This is a genomic window from Ruegeria sp. AM9 (genome assembly GCF_056540565.1).
The window spans coordinates 289,120-304,296 of sequence record NZ_JBQFWY010000002.1; the positions used below are offsets into that span (position 1 = coordinate 289,120).

Sequence of the window (15,177 nt, forward strand, 5' to 3'; positions counted from 1 at the left end):
TTTTGAATCCTTTCGCATAGGATATTTTGCGTACAACCGATGAAATAGTGTCCAAAATGCTTATTTCCCAACAATACCTATCCGAAATGATCGGACAGTTTCCCCTTGTCTTGTCATATTCCGGAAAATGTGCTGTCCTAATTTACTCAAGGTAAGACAGTTACACCCTGGGTAAGGTTCTGGCCCGAAGACACCATCGGGTCTCAAATCTAGTTGTGGTTCGCAGGCGCAAAATGGAAATAATCGATCTGAGTACACTGTCAGGTTCAGAATCTCGGTTTACCGAGTTTCTGCAACAGGTGTGCGAAAAGTTTGAAATGGACCATGCAGCCTATGCCGGAATGAACCCGTCAGAGGGGAAAGTTGCGGGCCACGTTACCTATAATGACGATTGGAAGGAACATTACCAGAAACACGATCTGGTAATGATTGACCCGACCCTGCATATGGCCAAACGCAGTATTGCTCCGGTTGATTGGAGTCGCTTGGAACGCAGCCCCAACTTCCAACGCGTTTTCCGGGATGCGCATGATTTTGGCTTGTCCAGTCAAGGGGTTACCATTCCCGTCCGCGGACCGTACGGCGATGTAGGGTTTCTAAGCGTAACGCGTAACTGCCCCCAGGAAGAATGGCGCAAACTCTCCGCCCACACCATCAGTGACCTTCAAGCCATGGCGGTACACATTCATGACAATGTGATGACCTCGGACGCGTTCACCGGTGCGCTGTACCACCCCAATCTGTCCACCCGTGAAGCAGAGATTCTGCAATGGGTTGCAGCAGGGAAATCGCAGCAGGACATAGGCGACATTCTCTCTATCTCTCACCGTACGGTCGAGGTTCACCTGCGTTCAAGCCGGGAAAAGCTGTGCGCGCTGACCACACCTCAGGCCGTGGGGCGTGCCATCGCAGTCGGGCTTATCGGCACGGGTTAAACACAATAACCCCACAATCTGAACAAAATACGGGAAACCCCCAATAGATATTCCCCCTCGAAACTGTAACGTTTGGTTTACCGAACAACCACTCGAAGGGGGAAGAAATGATCATCGTAGTAGATGGGCTGAACAGACATCTGTTCGGCGAAGTTCTTGACGAAATGTTCGAGTTGAGAGCGCGCGTATTTGGCGACCGTCTCGGATGGGATGTCAAAATTGAAGATGGCAAAGAGATCGATGAATTTGACCACCTCGATCCGACATACGTAATCGGGTTCGACGACGAGGGGAATGTCGTCGCAGCCGTGCGTGCTCTTCAGACCACCGGCCCTCATATGCTGGCCGATGTTTTCTCGGCCATTCTGGACGGAGAACCGCCAATTCGAAGTGCGACGCTGTGGGAATCCACCCGCTTCTGCGTCGACACCCAACGTTTGACCCGCGGCAAAGGCCAGAACTCGTTGTCCTACGCCACTTGTGAACTGATGATTGGTTCGCTGGAATATGCCAAAGCTGCAGGCGTCCAGGACATTGTCACAGTCATTGATCCGGTGATGGATCGGGTCCTCAAACGCTCGGCCTGTGCGCCTTACGACTATGTCGGGAAAACCGTGCCGATGGGCAAGGTTTCGGCCTTGGCGGCGCTGGTGGACTGCACCGATGAGCGCATCGCCAGCCTCCGGGAATTTGCCGACATCCAAGAGAGCGTGTTTCTAACAGAAGATCAGGCTCTGGCTCTGTTCAACAGCAAGAAACCGGCCGACCCGAGCGTTGCGAACCGCGACCACCAACCGCTGACTGAGCTTGAAAAGTACTTTGTCGAACAAATGCATTCGGCAACAACGCAAGACGAAGTCAACGATATCCTGAAACTGATCGAAGCGCTTTCGGACCATTTCACACCAGAGCAGAAGACCGCTCTGTTAAGTACCCCCCGTGCTTTTGCTCATGAGGCCTGACCCCCTCACCTCATAGTACAAAAGCCACCCACCGGAGCCGTCTGATTTACAGGCGGCTCCGCTTTTTTTATGCCCATGTTGTTGATGGGCGGAAGAGGATTACTCCTCTTCCAGTGCCTCAACGGCTTTTTGCAGGTCGTCTTTGCTGACTTCTTTGTCGGCAACCTGAGCCAGCTCGACGATGTAGTCGATGACCTTGTCTTCGAAGATCGGCGCGCGCAGTTGCTGCTGCATCTGAGCGTTCTGCTGCACGAACTCGAAGAACTGGCGCTCTTGACCCGGGTACTGACGCGCCTGGTTCATGATCGCCTGGGTCATCTCGGCATCGGTGACCTCAACCTCGGCCTTCTGGCCCAGCTCGGCCAGCAGCAGGCCCAGACGCACGCGGCGCTCGGCCAGCTTGTTGTGCTCGTCGGTGGGCTCGATCTCACCGTGGTCGTGACCTTCCACTTCCGGGTTTTCTTCGTGCCACAGCTGGTGAGCAATCTGCTTGGCCTCAGCTTCAACCAGCGACGGCGGCAGGTCGAACGAGACTTTCTCGTCCAGAATGTCCAGCAGGGCGCGCTTCATCACCGCGCGCGACGCGCCGGCATATTCGGCTTCCAGACGCTCGGCGATCTGGCCTTTCAGCGCGGCCAGGTCTTCGGCACCGAATTTGGTGGCCAGTTCGTCGTTGATTTCGGCGGCAACGGGCTCTTTCACCTCTTTCACGGTGCAGGTGAAGACAGCGTCTTTACCGGCCAGATGCTCGGCACCGTATTCTTCGGGGAACTTGACGTTGACGTCTTTTTCTTCCTCGGCCTTCACGCCGACCAGCTGCTCTTCAAAGCCGGGGATGAAGCTGTTCGAGCCCAGAACCAGCGGGTAGTCTTCGGCGGAACCGCCTTCGAACTCTTCGCCGTCCACTTTACCGACGAAGTCGATCACGACCTGATCGCCATCCTTGGCTTTGGAACCTTTGCGGCGCGCTTTGAAATCCTGAGCGGTTTCGGCCAGGTTGTTCAGCGCTTCTTCGACAGCTGCGTCGTCTGCTTTGACAACCAGCTTTTCCAGCTCGACCAATTTCAGGTCAACTTCCGGGATTGCCGGCAGCGCCTCATAGGACATCTCGACGTGGACGTCGTCGCCCTCTTTCCAATCTTCATTGGTCATCTTCACCTGCGGCTGCAGCGCAGGACGGTCACCGCTGTCTTCGAAGTGCTGGTTCATGGCGCCGTCGATGCTTTCCTGCATCGCTTCACCCAGCAGGCGCTGGCCAAACTGCTTTTTCAGCAGCGCCATCGGCACCTTGCCTTTACGGAAGCCCTTCATCTCAATCTCAGGCTGCGCTTCGACCAGTTTTTCGTTCACCTTGTCGTCCAGCTCAGCCGCGGACACGACGATGTTGTAGCCGCGTTTCAGACCTTCGTTCAGCGTCTCGGTAACCTGCATTATGGTAGTCCCCATAGGATTCGGGGCGCGCAAAACGGCGCGCCGGGCAAATTTGACGCCTTCTATTTGCCCAGCCGCCCGCGTGCAAGGGGCAAAGCCCGGATCGGTCTTGTTTTGCCGCCGATTTGAACAAAAAAAAGCGCCCCGGAACGAACCGGAGCGCCTGTCCCTCAGACCACCTGGATCAGAACTTCCAGAGCGCGCCCAGAACCCACGCTTCGTTTTTGTCAAAATCGACGGTGTCGTCGAAATCGTGGTTGCGGTATTTCAGGTAGGCATCGGTATTGATGCTGTCGATCCGCTGAACGACTGCAATACCCCAGGACTTGGTGCTGGATCCCTCGTTTTCGAAATCCGAGCCGTCAAAGTAATCGATACCGACGCCGGTTTTGCCCCACGACACCCAGTCCCCTTCATAGGCCAGCTTGGTGTACCAATAATCCGGATCGCTAGCCCCGGTCGCCGTGTCGTCTCGCGTGCCCAAGGCGGCCGTAAAGCTGAAGCCGCTCGGCAACAAAACCGAAGCGGACCCGATCGTGTCTTTCCGCTCACCCGAGCTGTCGTCGAAATCACGCACCGCATAGGCCACGCTCGCAGCGAACTCGACGCCGTTGGCGAAGGTGTTGCCGTAAGAAATCGCGATATCGTAATAGTCGTCGTCATCGCTGCTGGACAGGATGTTCTGACCATAGGCAATGGCGCCCGAGAACCCGTTGAAATCCGGGGTGTCGTAGCGGATGCGCCCGCGACGCCCACCGTCAAAGTTGCTGGACGAGTCGCCCACGGTGATATCGCTCAGGACACCGTCAGTTCCGCGATAGAAGAAGGCGCCGTTTTCATCGTTGGTGAACGAATACAAGGCCGTTCCGACATAGGACAGGTCAGTCTCGGCAGCCCCGTCCGAGGCCATGCTGCCCTGACCGGCCGAGAATTTACCGTAGCCACCTTTCAACGAGAAATCGACGTGGCGGATATCGCTGCGCGTCCAGCCATTGGTATTTGTCCCATCCTGGTTGGCCGTTCCCGTACTTGGCAGGCCCAGCCCGGATTCAAACCGGAACATGAACTCGTTGCTGCCGTAGGGCTGCATCAGGCGCAGACCAACGCGGCTGTTGGACAGATCATTGTCCAGCAAACGAGTCTCGGTTTCCTCACCATCATCGACGGATACGATCACCGGGTCGAACTGACCGTATAGCTCCACATAGCCGCCACTGTTGTTTTCGTATTTCAAATCGGCTGCGGCCGGAATTGCCGTTGTCGCCGCCAGCACAGCAGCCATTGAGGACAGTTTTAGTTTCTGCGTCATTTCATTCACCTTGAAATTTCCGGCTTTCGATGTTCATCAATCGCGCGCATGACGCCGATGCTCCAGTAGCTGCCCCCAATACTTTCAAAGTATTGCATACTTACCACTAAGAGCACGAAAGCCAGAATTAATTCCCATTACAATCAACATTTTATCTGCATAAAGACGGCAGATGGAGGCCCACTCCAAAGGAATTCTGACGCCCGGCTGCGCGTCTGGCAAACACTCGCTTTGACACCACAGCAGATCGGTCGGCCAAATGCCGCCGAAGACCTGATGGATCGGCCAAAAACCGCCTGCAAAATCATATATCAAGTTGTTTGAAAACTTTGGGCAACTGCTCGGGCAAGTCTTCAGCGATAAGCCCTGGGCCAAACGTGCGCGCGCACTCCACGTGCAGCCACGCCGCCGTTTCCGCCGCCTGCATCGGGCTGAGCCCTCGGGCCAGCAGTCCGGTGATGAACCCGGCCAGAACATCGCCCGAGCCTGCGGTCGCCAACCACGGAGCCGCGCGCTCGTAAAAGGCCGCATTGATGGAACACCTCCCATCCGGGGCTGCGATTACTGTATCTGGCCCCTTGAACAGGATCACACAGCCTGCCCGCTCGGCGGCTTCGCGCGTTGCATCCACTTTGGAATAGGCCGGGCCTGCGGTAGGTGTTACCGCCAGCTTCTCTGCAATATCCGGGAATAGCCGTGCAAATTCTCCTCCATGCGGCGTCAGCACACAGTTTTCGTGGAGTTGTGAGAACAACACTGCCGGATCATCTGCAAACGCCGTCAGCGCGTCGGCATCCAGAACCGTCGCGCGCTTAGCACTCAGAGCAACCGGCACCAATTCCCGTGCGCGTTCAAGACCCAATCCGGGGCCAAGGCACAGAGCATTCAGCCGCTCATCCTCCAGCACATCGGTCAGACCATCCGTGCCTTCAACCCGCTGCAACATGATGGCCGTCACCTGCGCCGCGACCTCCATCTGAGCGGCCGGAGGCACCGCCAGGGTCACCAACCCGGCCCCAATACGCAAAGCCCCCCGCGCCGCCAATCGCGCCGCCCCGGTTTTGCCCGCGCCACCTGAAAGGATTACCGCGTGGCCGTACGAGTATTTGTGTGGACCCAAATTTGACCTTTTGTCGAGGTCGAACCCAGGCCAAATGCGCCCAGACCTTCCCTTTGGTCGATCGAACTCCAAACCGATAACACAGTCCTTTGGCCTTGGAAGTTGGAGATGTCCGTGATGTCTGTCCTCGGCCCCCAACCCGATATCAACGACGCGAACCGACGGGCTGGTATCAGACAGAGCGTGACCAATTTTCTTTCTGTGAAAGACAACTGTAAGATCAACTCGAAACAACCGTTTTGACGCGTCCTTTTCCCACCAGTTCCAACGGGTTTCCAAGTCCTGTTCTTCGTCACCCTTGAATTTCGGCATCTCAGGGAAAAGAACCTTGCCGCTGTCTGTGTCGAACCCGGATGGGCAATCAACTGCGACACGGTGAAATGGAACAAGCCACGGATGCCTTTCGCCCACATTACGCGCCTCGACCGAATGGTAGGCTTTTGCCAAATCCAGTGGGATGGCGCGGGACAGACCTGTGCCAAACATTGCGTCAACCAGAACGTCTGGACGGTCGCCCTGCCCCACAGCTTCGGCGGTCAATTTTTTGGTCGGTCCGAGCGCACTCCACCGCCCATAATTCTTACGCGCGTCCGGAGGCAGTTTCATTGGGTCTCCGAATAGAAAGACCTCAACCTCCCAACCCCGACTTTTGAGCAGTCGAGCAACAACAAAACCATCGCCGCCATTGTTCCCCGGCCCGCACAGAACCACAGCCCGGCCAGGCGATTTTGCCAGTTCCGGCCACTCTTCAAAAATCGCCTCGACAACGCCGCGCCCGGCCCGCTCCATCAGCTCCAGCCCAGTCACCTCACCGGACTCAATCGCGGCCAATTCGATGGCCCGCATTTGCGCAGCTGTCAGCAATTCCGTCATCTCAAATCCCTCAGCGATTCAATTCTGATTACTTTTTGTGCAAGTCGATCAAAATTTCACCTGCCGCCTATTTTCTCGGCACGCGCGCGCCGCCATTTTAGCAATCAGATTGCCGAGTGATCTTAGACGTGATCAGTGCCTTTCTGACAAGTGTTATAGGGAGCCCGGGATGAAGAAGATCGAAGCGATCATCAAGCCGTTCAAACTGGACGAAGTGAAAGAGGCGCTGCAGGACGTGGGTGTCCAGGGTCTCAGCGTGATCGAGGTCAAGGGTTTTGGCCGCCAGAAAGGCCACACCGAACTGTATCGCGGTGCGGAATATGTCGTCGACTTTCTGCCCAAGGTGAAGGTCGAGGTCGTACTGGACGACGATCAGGTCGATGCCGCCATCGAGGCCATCGTTTCGGCCGCCAAGACCGACAAGATCGGCGACGGCAAGATTTTTGTCTCGCCCATCGAGCAAGCCATTCGCATTCGGACCGGTGAAACCGGCTCGGAAGCGCTGTAATCGAACACTCCAAGTAGAGGAATAGAGAATATGAGCAAGGACGCAGTTCTTCAGCTGATCAAGGACGAAGGCGCCGAATACGTCGATGTTCGTTTCACCGACCCGCGCGGCAAGCTCCAGCACGTCACACTGATGGCTGATCAGGTTGACGAGGACTTCCTGGAAGAAGGCTTCATGTTCGACGGTTCGTCCATCGCGGGCTGGAAGTCGATCGAAGCATCCGACATGAAGCTGATGGTCGACACCGACAGCGCTTATGTCGATCCGTTCTACGCGGAAAAAACCATCTGCGTGCACTGCTCGGTGGTCGAGCCCGACACCGGTGAAGCCTATGAGCGTGACCCGCGCGGCACCGCCCAAAAAGCCGAAGCCTACCTGAAAGCATCGGGTATCGGCGACGTTGCCTACATGGGCCCCGAAGCTGAGTTCTTCCTGTTCGACGACGTCCGTTTCTCGAACAGCATCAACAAGGTATCCTACGAAGTTGATGCAACCGACGCATCGTGGAACACCGACACCGAGTACGAGATGGGCAACATGGGCCATCGTCCGGGCGTCAAAGGCGGTTACTTCCCGGTCAACCCGATCGACGAAGCGCAGGACCTGCGTTCGGAAATGCTGTCGACCATGAAGCGTCTGGGCATGAAGGTCGACAAGCACCACCACGAGGTTGCTTCGTGTCAGCACGAGCTGGGTCTGATCTTCGACAGCCTGACCAAACAGGCTGATGAGCTGCAGAAGTACAAGTATATCATCCACAACGTCGCGCATGCCTACGGCAAATCGGCAACTTTCATGCCGAAGCCCATCGCAGGTGACAACGGCACTGGCATGCACGTGAACATGTCGATCTGGAAAGACGGCAAGCCGCTGTTCGCGGGCGACAAATACGCTGACTTGTCGGACGAAGCGCTGTACTTCATCGGTGGTATCCTGAAGCACGCCAAAACGCTGAACGCCTTCACCAACCCGGCGACCAACAGCTACAAGCGTCTGATCCCCGGCTTCGAAGCCCCGGTTCTGCGCGCCTACTCGGCACGTAACCGTTCGGGTTGTGTCCGTATTCCGTGGACCGAAAGCCCCAAAGCCAAGCGCGTCGAGGCCCGCTTCCCCGATCCGGCCGCAAACCCCTATCTGGCGTTCGCAGCTCTGCTGATGGCCGGTCTGGACGGCATCAAGAACAAGATCGATCCGGGCGAAGCCATGGACAAGAACCTGTACGATCTGCCTGCCGAAGAACTGGCCGACATCCCGACCGTCTGCGGCAGCCTGCGCGAAGCGCTGGAAGCTCTGGCATCCGATCACGACTTCCTGCTGCAGGGCGACGTGTTCACCAAAGACCAGATCGACGGCTACATCGCACTGAAGATGGAAGAGGTCGAAACCTACGAGCACACCCCGCACCCGGTTGAATACGGCATGTACTACAGCTGCTGATCCGGTTTTGGGTTTACATCTGCAAGGGCGTCCAATCGGGCGCCCTTGTTTCGTTTGGCACGATCTTTCACACTTGGCACCACCATGGTCAGGAGAGATTCAATGCCAACTGATGATCCCTTCTTGCAATACTCCGACTTCGTGACTTCGGTGGAAGAACTGGAGCGTATTACCGGCGCGCCCCTGCCACAGATCATTGCCAAGGAAATATCCGCGCTGGACCAGATGTGCCGCGACTTTATCGCAGCCTCGCCGTTCTGCCTGATCGCCTCGGCCAATCCGGACGGGCATCTGGATATCTCACCACGCGGAGACCCGGCCGGTTTCGTTCAGGTCATTTCGGATACGCTGATGGCAATTCCGGACCGGCCCGGCAACAAACGCGTGGACACGTTCCACAACGTGCTGCTGGACCCGCGCGTCAGCCTGATCTTCTTTGTCCCCGGCAAAATGGAAACGCTGCGCATTCGCGGAACCGCCCGGATCTGCGCCGATCCCGAACTGCTGAAAGGAATGGCGGTGGCAGACCATGCGCCCAAGCTGGCCCTGCTGATCCATGTTGAAACCGTGTTTGCCCATTGCCCCAAATGCGTCATCCGATCGAACCTGTGGCAGCCCGAAAAATGGCCGGACTCGTCGAACCTTCCGAATATGAACGCGATGATGGTCAAACACGCCAAAATCGACAAAACGCCCGAAGAGTGGTTTGAAACTCTGAAAGACACCGGAGAATTGGATCTTTATTAACTCCTTTGAGGATTAGGAATTGCAGCTTACCCTTGCTATCAGCCTTTATTTGACCGGATTTTACTGATGTTACGATTTGCTTTGATTTTCGCCCTCACACTGCCAACGCTCGCAACTGCTGCCCCCTGCGGCAATACAAGCAGCGGTTTCGAGACCTGGAAACGGGATTTCGCGAAACAGGCCAAGCGCGCCGGCGTAAAAAAGAAAGGGCTGCAAGCGCTGGCGCAAACTCAATACGCCACGCGCACCATTGCCGCAGATCGCAATCAGAAAAGCTTTAAATACTCGCTGGACAAATTCATGCGGGTCCGCGGCGCCGATACGATCGTGGCTCAAGGGCGCAAGCGCAAGGCGCGCAATCCAGAATTCTACGCCGCTCTGGAACGGCAATACGGCGTCCCCAGCGGCGTGCTGATCGCAATCCACGGGATGGAAACCGGGTTCGGCAACTTTATGGGCGACAGTCAGGTTGTTTCCGCAATCACGACACTGGCCTATGATTGTCGCCGATCCGAGTTCTTTATACCCCATGCCATAGGGGCGCTGAAACTGGTCGATCAAGGCAGCATTACGACCGCCACCAAAGGGGCAAAGCATGGCGAATTGGGGCACACTCAATTCCTGCCCGGCAATGCGCTGGTCTATGGGGTCGATGCCACCGGCGACGGCCAAGTGGATTTCTACAATATCACTGACGCACTGGCCTCAACCGCGAATTTTCTACGTCAGAAAGGGTGGCAACCGGGGCGCGGCTATCAACCGGGGCAACCCAATTACACGGTGATCCAGCAATGGAACGCGGCCTCGGTCTATCAGCAATCCATCGCGATAATGGCGGCCCGAATCGACGGCTGATACGCGCCAGTTTTCCGCGCCAATCCACCGCAATCCGGCCACATTATTGCCACAGACGTTAAATGGCCCTTAAAATGCCTAGGTTTCCAATGAGTAATCAATCCTGCTGATTTTTCATTTTTTTCCATTTTCGCCAAAATCTGCCCCATATCCGTTGTTAACCTGTTTCTCAGGACAGGATACGACAAAGGAATGCGTGGTGACTTCGAAGCACAGCTATCACGGCGGTCTTCAGTTCAACGGAGAAACCGAGGGCGCGATTGAGCGTTTCAGCGCCATCGTTGCAACGACCTTGGGGGACTATGGTCACCTGGTCGAACGCAAAAACATGCTGAGCGAGACCGAGGCCAGCATCGTATCCAGCCAGTATCTGGTTCGCCTGACTCTGGACACTCAGGTGGTTGGCGCAGAGGATCGGTTCGGACGTCTTGACCGTGCTGCAGGGCTGAAGACAGCTAGCAGACCGGTTGCTACTCTGCCGAAGAACCGGCTGACAATCACGCTTTCGCCGGTGTCCCCGTTGTTGGATGACAGCGAAATCTCTGAGCTCATGCTGGTGGTCATTCTGTACCGTATGGTCGATATCTGCGCGACACAGCGTGTCGAATGGCTGTCGCCCAATACGATCCTGACCGTTGAACAGTTCATGAGCGCGTTCGACACTTTGACGCCCTCAAAACCACGAAACAGAAAACAGATTTTCGAGGCAGTGACAGGCCCGTTTGCGGGGCTGAACATTCCTGACGAAGAAAACCTGGGCGAGCCACAAAAAAAGGCGCTGACACAAGCAGCCCGGCCGATCCAGTTGTCTGACGAGCAATTGCTCAGCATCGCTTTTCGGACAGAAACCAACGAGCAGCCTACTGATGGGGACGAAGACACGCGCCCCCTCGACCACGACAAGCCCAGTGATATCCTGCGACTGACCAGTTGGGGTTTGACCGGCGCCGTGGCCAGCGTGTCAGTACCCATCGCGGTCTCTGTGGCCGCCGTGAACCTGATCAGGGGCGAAGATTTTCGCCTTAACACTCAGGTTCTTGCCTACACCGTCGCAATCTCTGCTCTCAGCACAAGCGGAGCTTTCGCCGGTGTCGCTAACGCGTTGGGCATGTAGCACTAAACTTCAATACCCTCCTAGGAGGCCCCGCCGTCAGGCGGGGTTTTCCATTTTGTGCAGGCGCTGCGCCTCTAGCACATAGGTATGGATCGAAAACACCACCGCCCGCGTTTCCGGCAGGCGCAACAATGTCTGTCGTTCGCTGCGCAGGAACCGCGCGGCTCCCGGGTCGCGAACCTCGCGCCGGTCATTGGCGCTGCGGGGCTGGTGCAGTTCGGCGTCCTCATACCATAACGCATTGAACCGCCAGAGCGGCCGCCCCGGCTGTATCCCGTCGAACAGGCGCTGCACGCGGCGGGCGATATTTTCGTCATAACCGGATACCGGGATGTGGATGTCGATCAGCGGCCGCATTAACTTTTCCGACAGGCACCAACTGGCGGGAAAACACAGAATGGCGCCGGTCAGGACGTGTTGATCCCCGTGTTTTTGCAGAATGCAGAAATCCTCCTGCACCAGATGGCACAACGTGTCCAAAGGGCGTGTGCGATCGATTTCAACAACCTGCCCGTCCGGGCGGGTGACCTGATTGGCGCCATCCGTATAGACCTGATGCAGGACCAGTTCCAAAAGCTCTTGCGCAGCAGGTTCGGCTGCGGAATCCAGCGCCAGAACGTCCGGTCGCTGTTCCCGCAATAGCACCTCGCGCCGCTGCATCTGCCCAGAAAACGCATCATCGCAATGCAGCCAGTCATCCATGCTTGCCGGTTGGATTCCCGGCAAAGGGCGCGGGGTCAGTGGGTCATAAGGGATTGAGGTCTGTAGGATCGTCATGCCATCGACCTACCACCGGTTGATCGGTTTGTCGGCCCAAAAGCGACGGCTGCGCCGTCGCAAACTTTCAAGACGCTTGGAAAATGAGTCGTCACGCTAAAGGCAGGCAGGGAGGCCCATCATGAACCAGCACTATCGCGACAGCCGCAAGATCGACCCAAGCAGGGGCGCAACACTGGGCGATGGCACCCCAAACGATCTTGACCGGATCGAGATCGGTCCGACGCAGCTGGCTTTTGCGGAATGGGAATCCGCCGGCCTAGCCCTACCCGATCTGGCGCGAATGCGAGAATTCCGGTGGAAACGCCTGACCAAGGCCATCGTTGAACGGGGCTATGGCGGGCTGCTGATGTTTGATCCGCTCAACATCCGTTACGCCACCGACAGCACCAACATGCAGCTGTGGAACACCCATAATCCGTTCCGTGCGGTGCTGCTGTGCGCAGACGGGTACATGGTTATCTGGGACTACAAGAACTCCCCGTTCCTGTCGAAATTCAACCCGTTGGTGCGTGAACAGCGCTCGGGCGCGGACCTGTTCTATTTCGACCGCGGCGACAAGGTGGATGTGGCGGCCGATGTGTTCTCGAACGAGGTGCGGTTGCTGATCGACGAACACGGCGGCGGCAACAAACGTCTGGCTGTCGACAAGATCATGCTGCACGGTCTGCGCGCATTGGAGGCGCAGGGGTTCGAGATCATGGAAGGCGAAGAGGTCACTGAAAAGACCCGCGCCATCAAGGGTCCGGATGAGATTCTGGCCATGCGCTGCGCCAGCCACGCCTGCGAAACCGCCGTGGCCGAGATGGAAAAATTCGCCCGCGCCAATGTGGGCGACGGCAAGACATCCGAGGATGATATCTGGGCCGTTCTGCACGCTGAGAATATTCGGCGAGGTGGTGAATGGATCGAAACCCGTCTGCTGGCGTCGGGGCAGCGCACCAATCCGTGGTTTCAGGAATGCGGGCCTCGGATCACCCAAAAGAATGAGATCATCGCCTTCGATACCGACCTGATTGGGTCCTATGGCATCTGCATCGACATCTCGCGCACATGGTGGATCGGGGATGAGACCCCCCGCACTGACATGGTCTATGCCATGCAGCACGCACATGAGCACATCATGACCAACATGGAAATGCTGAAGCCCGGCGTGATGATTCCCGACCTGACCGCCAACGCACATAAGCTGGACGACAAGTTTCAGGCGCAGAAATACGGCTGCCTGATGCACGGCGTGGGTCTGTGCGATGAATGGCCGTTGGTCGCCTATCCGGACAAGGCGGTGGCGGGGTCATACGACTATCCGCTAGAACCCGGCATGGTCCTGTGTGTCGAAGCCGCCGTCGGTGAGGTTGGCGGCGACTTCTCGATCAAGCTCGAAGATCAGGTTCTGATCACCGAGAACGGGTATGAGAACCTGACCACCTATCCGTTCGATCCGCAGTTGATGGGCCAGATTTAAGGCCTCAATCAGGCCAGGTGGAGCGCCGAACGTTGCCGTGCCAGTCCTCGGACGGGATGGTGATTTCAGGTGTGGCCGATGCCGTCGGCCAGGTCTGACCCAGCGTGAAGCCCAAAACTCCGGTCAGGGCGATAACGATCAGAAGATCGGGGCGGAAAACAACGCCGCGCGGGGCGGATGCGGTGAAAGACATGTGAGCCTCCTTGGCTTGCTCTGTGTGATAACTGCAAGATGGGGGCATCCCTTAAATTAATAAAACGAATATTTATCATTTATTACATCACAAAAATTGAACGTCGGAAAATCGGCCTGCCTGACCCCAAAGCGCTCACTTTCCTCACCTTCCCGTGACGCGTCTTACAATGGGGTTGAGGCACCAGCCCGAAGTACACACTATTGGCTCCATCCCGACACGTAAGGAATAGCCATGCCCACCGAACGCATTACTTTTGCCGGTCACGACGGCAACCAGTTGGCTGCACGCCTGGATCTGCCGGATGGGCCAGTGCTGGCGACAGCATTGTTTGCGCATTGTTTTACCTGCTCCAAGGACATCCCCGCCGCCCGCCGAATCGCCGCTCGACTGGCTGGCATGGGCATCGCCGTTTTACGCTTTGATTTCACCGGGCTCGGCCATTCGGGCGGAGAATTCGCCAACACCACCTTTACCTCGAATGTCGAGGACCTGATCGCCGCTGCACATTATCTGGCCGGGCGTAATATGGCCCCCGCCCTGCTGATTGGGCATTCCCTTGGTGGGGCTGCCGTCTTGCGCGCCAGGGCCGGTATTCCCAGCGTCAAGGCCGTGGTCACGCTGGGCGCACCCGCCGACCCCGGCCATGTCTCCCACCATTTCGAGGGCGCCCTGCCCCAGATCGGTCAGGACGGATCGGCCGAGGTGATGCTGGGGGGCCGTCCCTTCCGCATTGGAAAGGCCTTTGTCGATGACATATCGGAATCCGCACTGACCCCGGCGATTGCCGATCTGAAAGCGGCCCTGCTGATCCTGCACGCGCCGCGTGATGAAACCGTCAGCATCGACAATGCCAGCACCATTTTTCTGGCCGCCAAACACCCAAAAAGCTTTGTCACGCTGGACGATGCCGATCACCTGATCACCCGCGCCTCGGACGCGGAATACGCAGCCGACGTGATTGCGGCATGGGTGTCGCGCTATATCCCTCTTAGCCCGCCCGCACCGCCCCCCGGAGCGCCCGAGGGCGTGGTGCGCGTGACCGAGGTTGATCCCTCGGGGTTCCTTCAGGACATCCAGTCCGGTCCCCGGCATCACGCGGTGGCGGATGAGCCTGCCTCGTATGGTGGCACCGACAGAGGCATGTCGCCTTACGGGTTCGTTTCCTCGGGTCTGGGGGCGTGTACGTCGATGACGATCCGCATGTATGCGCGGCGCAAACGGTGGCCGTTGACCGGCATCACCGTCGATGTCTGCCACAACAAGGTGCACGGGCAGGATGCCGGGTTGGCCAGCGACGGCAAAATCGACCAATTCCGCCGCAAGATCCGTCTGGAAGGCCCGCTGGATCCGGAACAGCGCGCCCGGCTGTTGGAAATCGCCGACAAATGCCCCGTTCACAGAACGCTGGAAGGGTCAGCCCAGATCACGACGGAATTGCTGGCCTGACC

14 protein-coding genes are annotated in these 15,177 nt (G+C 57.3%); 9 read left to right on the forward strand and 5 right to left on the reverse strand.

The window, feature by feature from the left end:
* Nucleotides 1-233: 233 nt before the first annotated feature.
* On the forward strand, nt 234-935 hold the full coding sequence (locus tag ACR0DO_RS06270) for a LuxR family transcriptional regulator (RefSeq protein WP_170443343.1): 702 nt from the start codon (nt 234-236) through the stop codon (nt 933-935).
* A gap of 107 nt (nt 936-1,042) precedes the next feature.
* Complete coding sequence (locus ACR0DO_RS06275; protein ID WP_480557205.1) at nt 1,043-1,897, forward strand: acyl-homoserine-lactone synthase; 855 nt, start codon at nt 1,043-1,045, stop codon at nt 1,895-1,897.
* Nucleotides 1,898-1,996: 99 nt separating this feature from the next.
* On the opposite strand, the gene tig is transcribed toward ACR0DO_RS06275, so the two are convergent.
* From tig to ACR0DO_RS06290, 3 genes are all read right to left on the reverse strand, one after another.
* Nucleotides 1,997-3,328 (reverse strand): trigger factor, encoded by a 1,332-nt coding sequence (tig, locus tag ACR0DO_RS06280; protein WP_480557481.1) that lies wholly within the window; start codon nt 3,326-3,328, stop codon nt 1,997-1,999.
* Between the two features lie 184 nt (nt 3,329-3,512).
* Nucleotides 3,513-4,637: a porin gene (locus tag ACR0DO_RS06285; protein WP_480557206.1), complete on the reverse strand. Its 1,125-nt coding sequence runs from the start codon at nt 4,635-4,637 to the stop codon at nt 3,513-3,515.
* 304 nt (nt 4,638-4,941) lie between these two features.
* The gene (locus ACR0DO_RS06290) at nt 4,942-6,630 is read right to left on the reverse strand and encodes an NAD(P)H-hydrate dehydratase (RefSeq protein ID WP_480557207.1); all 1,689 of its coding nucleotides are present in this window, start codon (nt 6,628-6,630) and stop codon (nt 4,942-4,944) included.
* Nucleotides 6,631-6,799: 169 nt separating this feature from the next.
* Here ACR0DO_RS06290 and ACR0DO_RS06295 point away from each other — a divergent pair, with 169 nt between their 5' ends.
* The 5 genes from ACR0DO_RS06295 (at nt 6,800) to ACR0DO_RS06315 (ending at nt 11,291) form a co-directional block, all read left to right on the forward strand.
* Nucleotides 6,800-7,138 carry a P-II family nitrogen regulator gene (locus tag ACR0DO_RS06295; RefSeq protein ID WP_170443334.1) on the forward strand — a complete coding sequence of 113 codons (339 nt, stop codon included), beginning with the start codon at nt 6,800-6,802 and terminating at the stop codon, nt 7,136-7,138.
* Nucleotides 7,139-7,168: 30 nt separating this feature from the next.
* A complete protein-coding gene (gene glnA / locus ACR0DO_RS06300) occupies nt 7,169-8,575 on the forward strand; it encodes a type I glutamate--ammonia ligase (protein ID WP_170443331.1) in 1,407 nt (468 codons plus the stop codon).
* A 102-nt stretch (nt 8,576-8,677) separates the two neighbouring features.
* Complete coding sequence (locus tag ACR0DO_RS06305; protein WP_480557208.1) at nt 8,678-9,322, forward strand: MSMEG_1061 family FMN-dependent PPOX-type flavoprotein; 645 nt, start codon at nt 8,678-8,680, stop codon at nt 9,320-9,322.
* Nucleotides 9,323-9,388: 66 nt separating this feature from the next.
* Nucleotides 9,389-10,177 (forward strand): lytic murein transglycosylase, encoded by a 789-nt coding sequence (locus ACR0DO_RS06310; protein ID WP_480557209.1) that lies wholly within the window; start codon nt 9,389-9,391, stop codon nt 10,175-10,177.
* A gap of 199 nt (nt 10,178-10,376) precedes the next feature.
* On the forward strand, nt 10,377-11,291 hold the full coding sequence (locus tag ACR0DO_RS06315; protein ID WP_480557210.1) for a hypothetical protein: 915 nt from the start codon (nt 10,377-10,379) through the stop codon (nt 11,289-11,291).
* A gap of 36 nt (nt 11,292-11,327) precedes the next feature.
* Here ACR0DO_RS06315 and ACR0DO_RS06320 read toward each other — a convergent pair whose 3' ends face one another.
* Nucleotides 11,328-12,068: a heme-dependent oxidative N-demethylase family protein gene (locus ACR0DO_RS06320; RefSeq protein WP_480557211.1), complete on the reverse strand. Its 741-nt coding sequence runs from the start codon at nt 12,066-12,068 to the stop codon at nt 11,328-11,330.
* Nucleotides 12,069-12,189: 121 nt separating this feature from the next.
* Between ACR0DO_RS06320 and dddP the strand changes: the two genes are divergently transcribed.
* Complete coding sequence (dddP, locus tag ACR0DO_RS06325) at nt 12,190-13,533, forward strand: dimethylsulfonioproprionate lyase DddP (RefSeq protein ID WP_480557212.1); 1,344 nt, start codon at nt 12,190-12,192, stop codon at nt 13,531-13,533.
* Between the two features lie 4 nt (nt 13,534-13,537).
* Here the strand turns inward: dddP and ACR0DO_RS06330 are convergent, their stop codons facing one another.
* Nucleotides 13,538-13,726, reverse strand: coding sequence for a hypothetical protein (locus ACR0DO_RS06330; RefSeq protein WP_480557213.1), 189 nt, complete (start codon nt 13,724-13,726; stop codon nt 13,538-13,540).
* A 234-nt stretch (nt 13,727-13,960) separates the two neighbouring features.
* Here ACR0DO_RS06330 and ACR0DO_RS06335 point away from each other — a divergent pair, with 234 nt between their 5' ends.
* The gene (locus ACR0DO_RS06335; RefSeq protein ID WP_480557214.1) at nt 13,961-15,175 is read left to right on the forward strand and encodes a bifunctional alpha/beta hydrolase/OsmC family protein; all 1,215 of its coding nucleotides are present in this window, start codon (nt 13,961-13,963) and stop codon (nt 15,173-15,175) included.
* Nucleotides 15,176-15,177: the final 2 nt, after the last annotated feature.

Excerpts from the sequence above, each read along its gene's own strand:
- ACR0DO_RS06290 (WP_480557207.1), bottom strand. The coding sequence starts at position 6,630 with ATGACGGAATTGCTGACAGCTGCGCAAATGCGGGCCATCGAATTGGCC.
- ACR0DO_RS06295 (WP_170443334.1), top strand. The coding sequence starts at position 6,800 with ATGAAGAAGATCGAAGCGATCATCAAGCCGTTCAAACTGGACGAAGTG.
- glnA (WP_170443331.1), top strand. The coding sequence starts at position 7,169 with ATGAGCAAGGACGCAGTTCTTCAGCTGATCAAGGACGAAGGCGCCGAA.
- tig (WP_480557481.1), bottom strand. The coding sequence starts at position 3,328 with ATGCAGGTTACCGAGACGCTGAACGAAGGTCTGAAACGCGGCTACAAC.
- ACR0DO_RS06335 (WP_480557214.1), top strand. The coding sequence starts at position 13,961 with ATGCCCACCGAACGCATTACTTTTGCCGGTCACGACGGCAACCAGTTG.
- dddP (WP_480557212.1), top strand. The coding sequence starts at position 12,190 with ATGAACCAGCACTATCGCGACAGCCGCAAGATCGACCCAAGCAGGGGC.
- ACR0DO_RS06270 (WP_170443343.1), top strand. The coding sequence starts at position 234 with ATGGAAATAATCGATCTGAGTACACTGTCAGGTTCAGAATCTCGGTTT.
- ACR0DO_RS06285 (WP_480557206.1), bottom strand. The coding sequence starts at position 4,637 with ATGACGCAGAAACTAAAACTGTCCTCAATGGCTGCTGTGCTGGCGGCG.
- ACR0DO_RS06275 (WP_480557205.1), top strand. The coding sequence starts at position 1,043 with ATGATCATCGTAGTAGATGGGCTGAACAGACATCTGTTCGGCGAAGTT.
- ACR0DO_RS06320 (WP_480557211.1), bottom strand. The coding sequence starts at position 12,068 with ATGACGATCCTACAGACCTCAATCCCTTATGACCCACTGACCCCGCGC.
- ACR0DO_RS06310 (WP_480557209.1), top strand. The coding sequence starts at position 9,389 with ATGTTACGATTTGCTTTGATTTTCGCCCTCACACTGCCAACGCTCGCA.
- ACR0DO_RS06330 (WP_480557213.1), bottom strand. The coding sequence starts at position 13,726 with ATGTCTTTCACCGCATCCGCCCCGCGCGGCGTTGTTTTCCGCCCCGAT.
- ACR0DO_RS06305 (WP_480557208.1), top strand. The coding sequence starts at position 8,678 with ATGCCAACTGATGATCCCTTCTTGCAATACTCCGACTTCGTGACTTCG.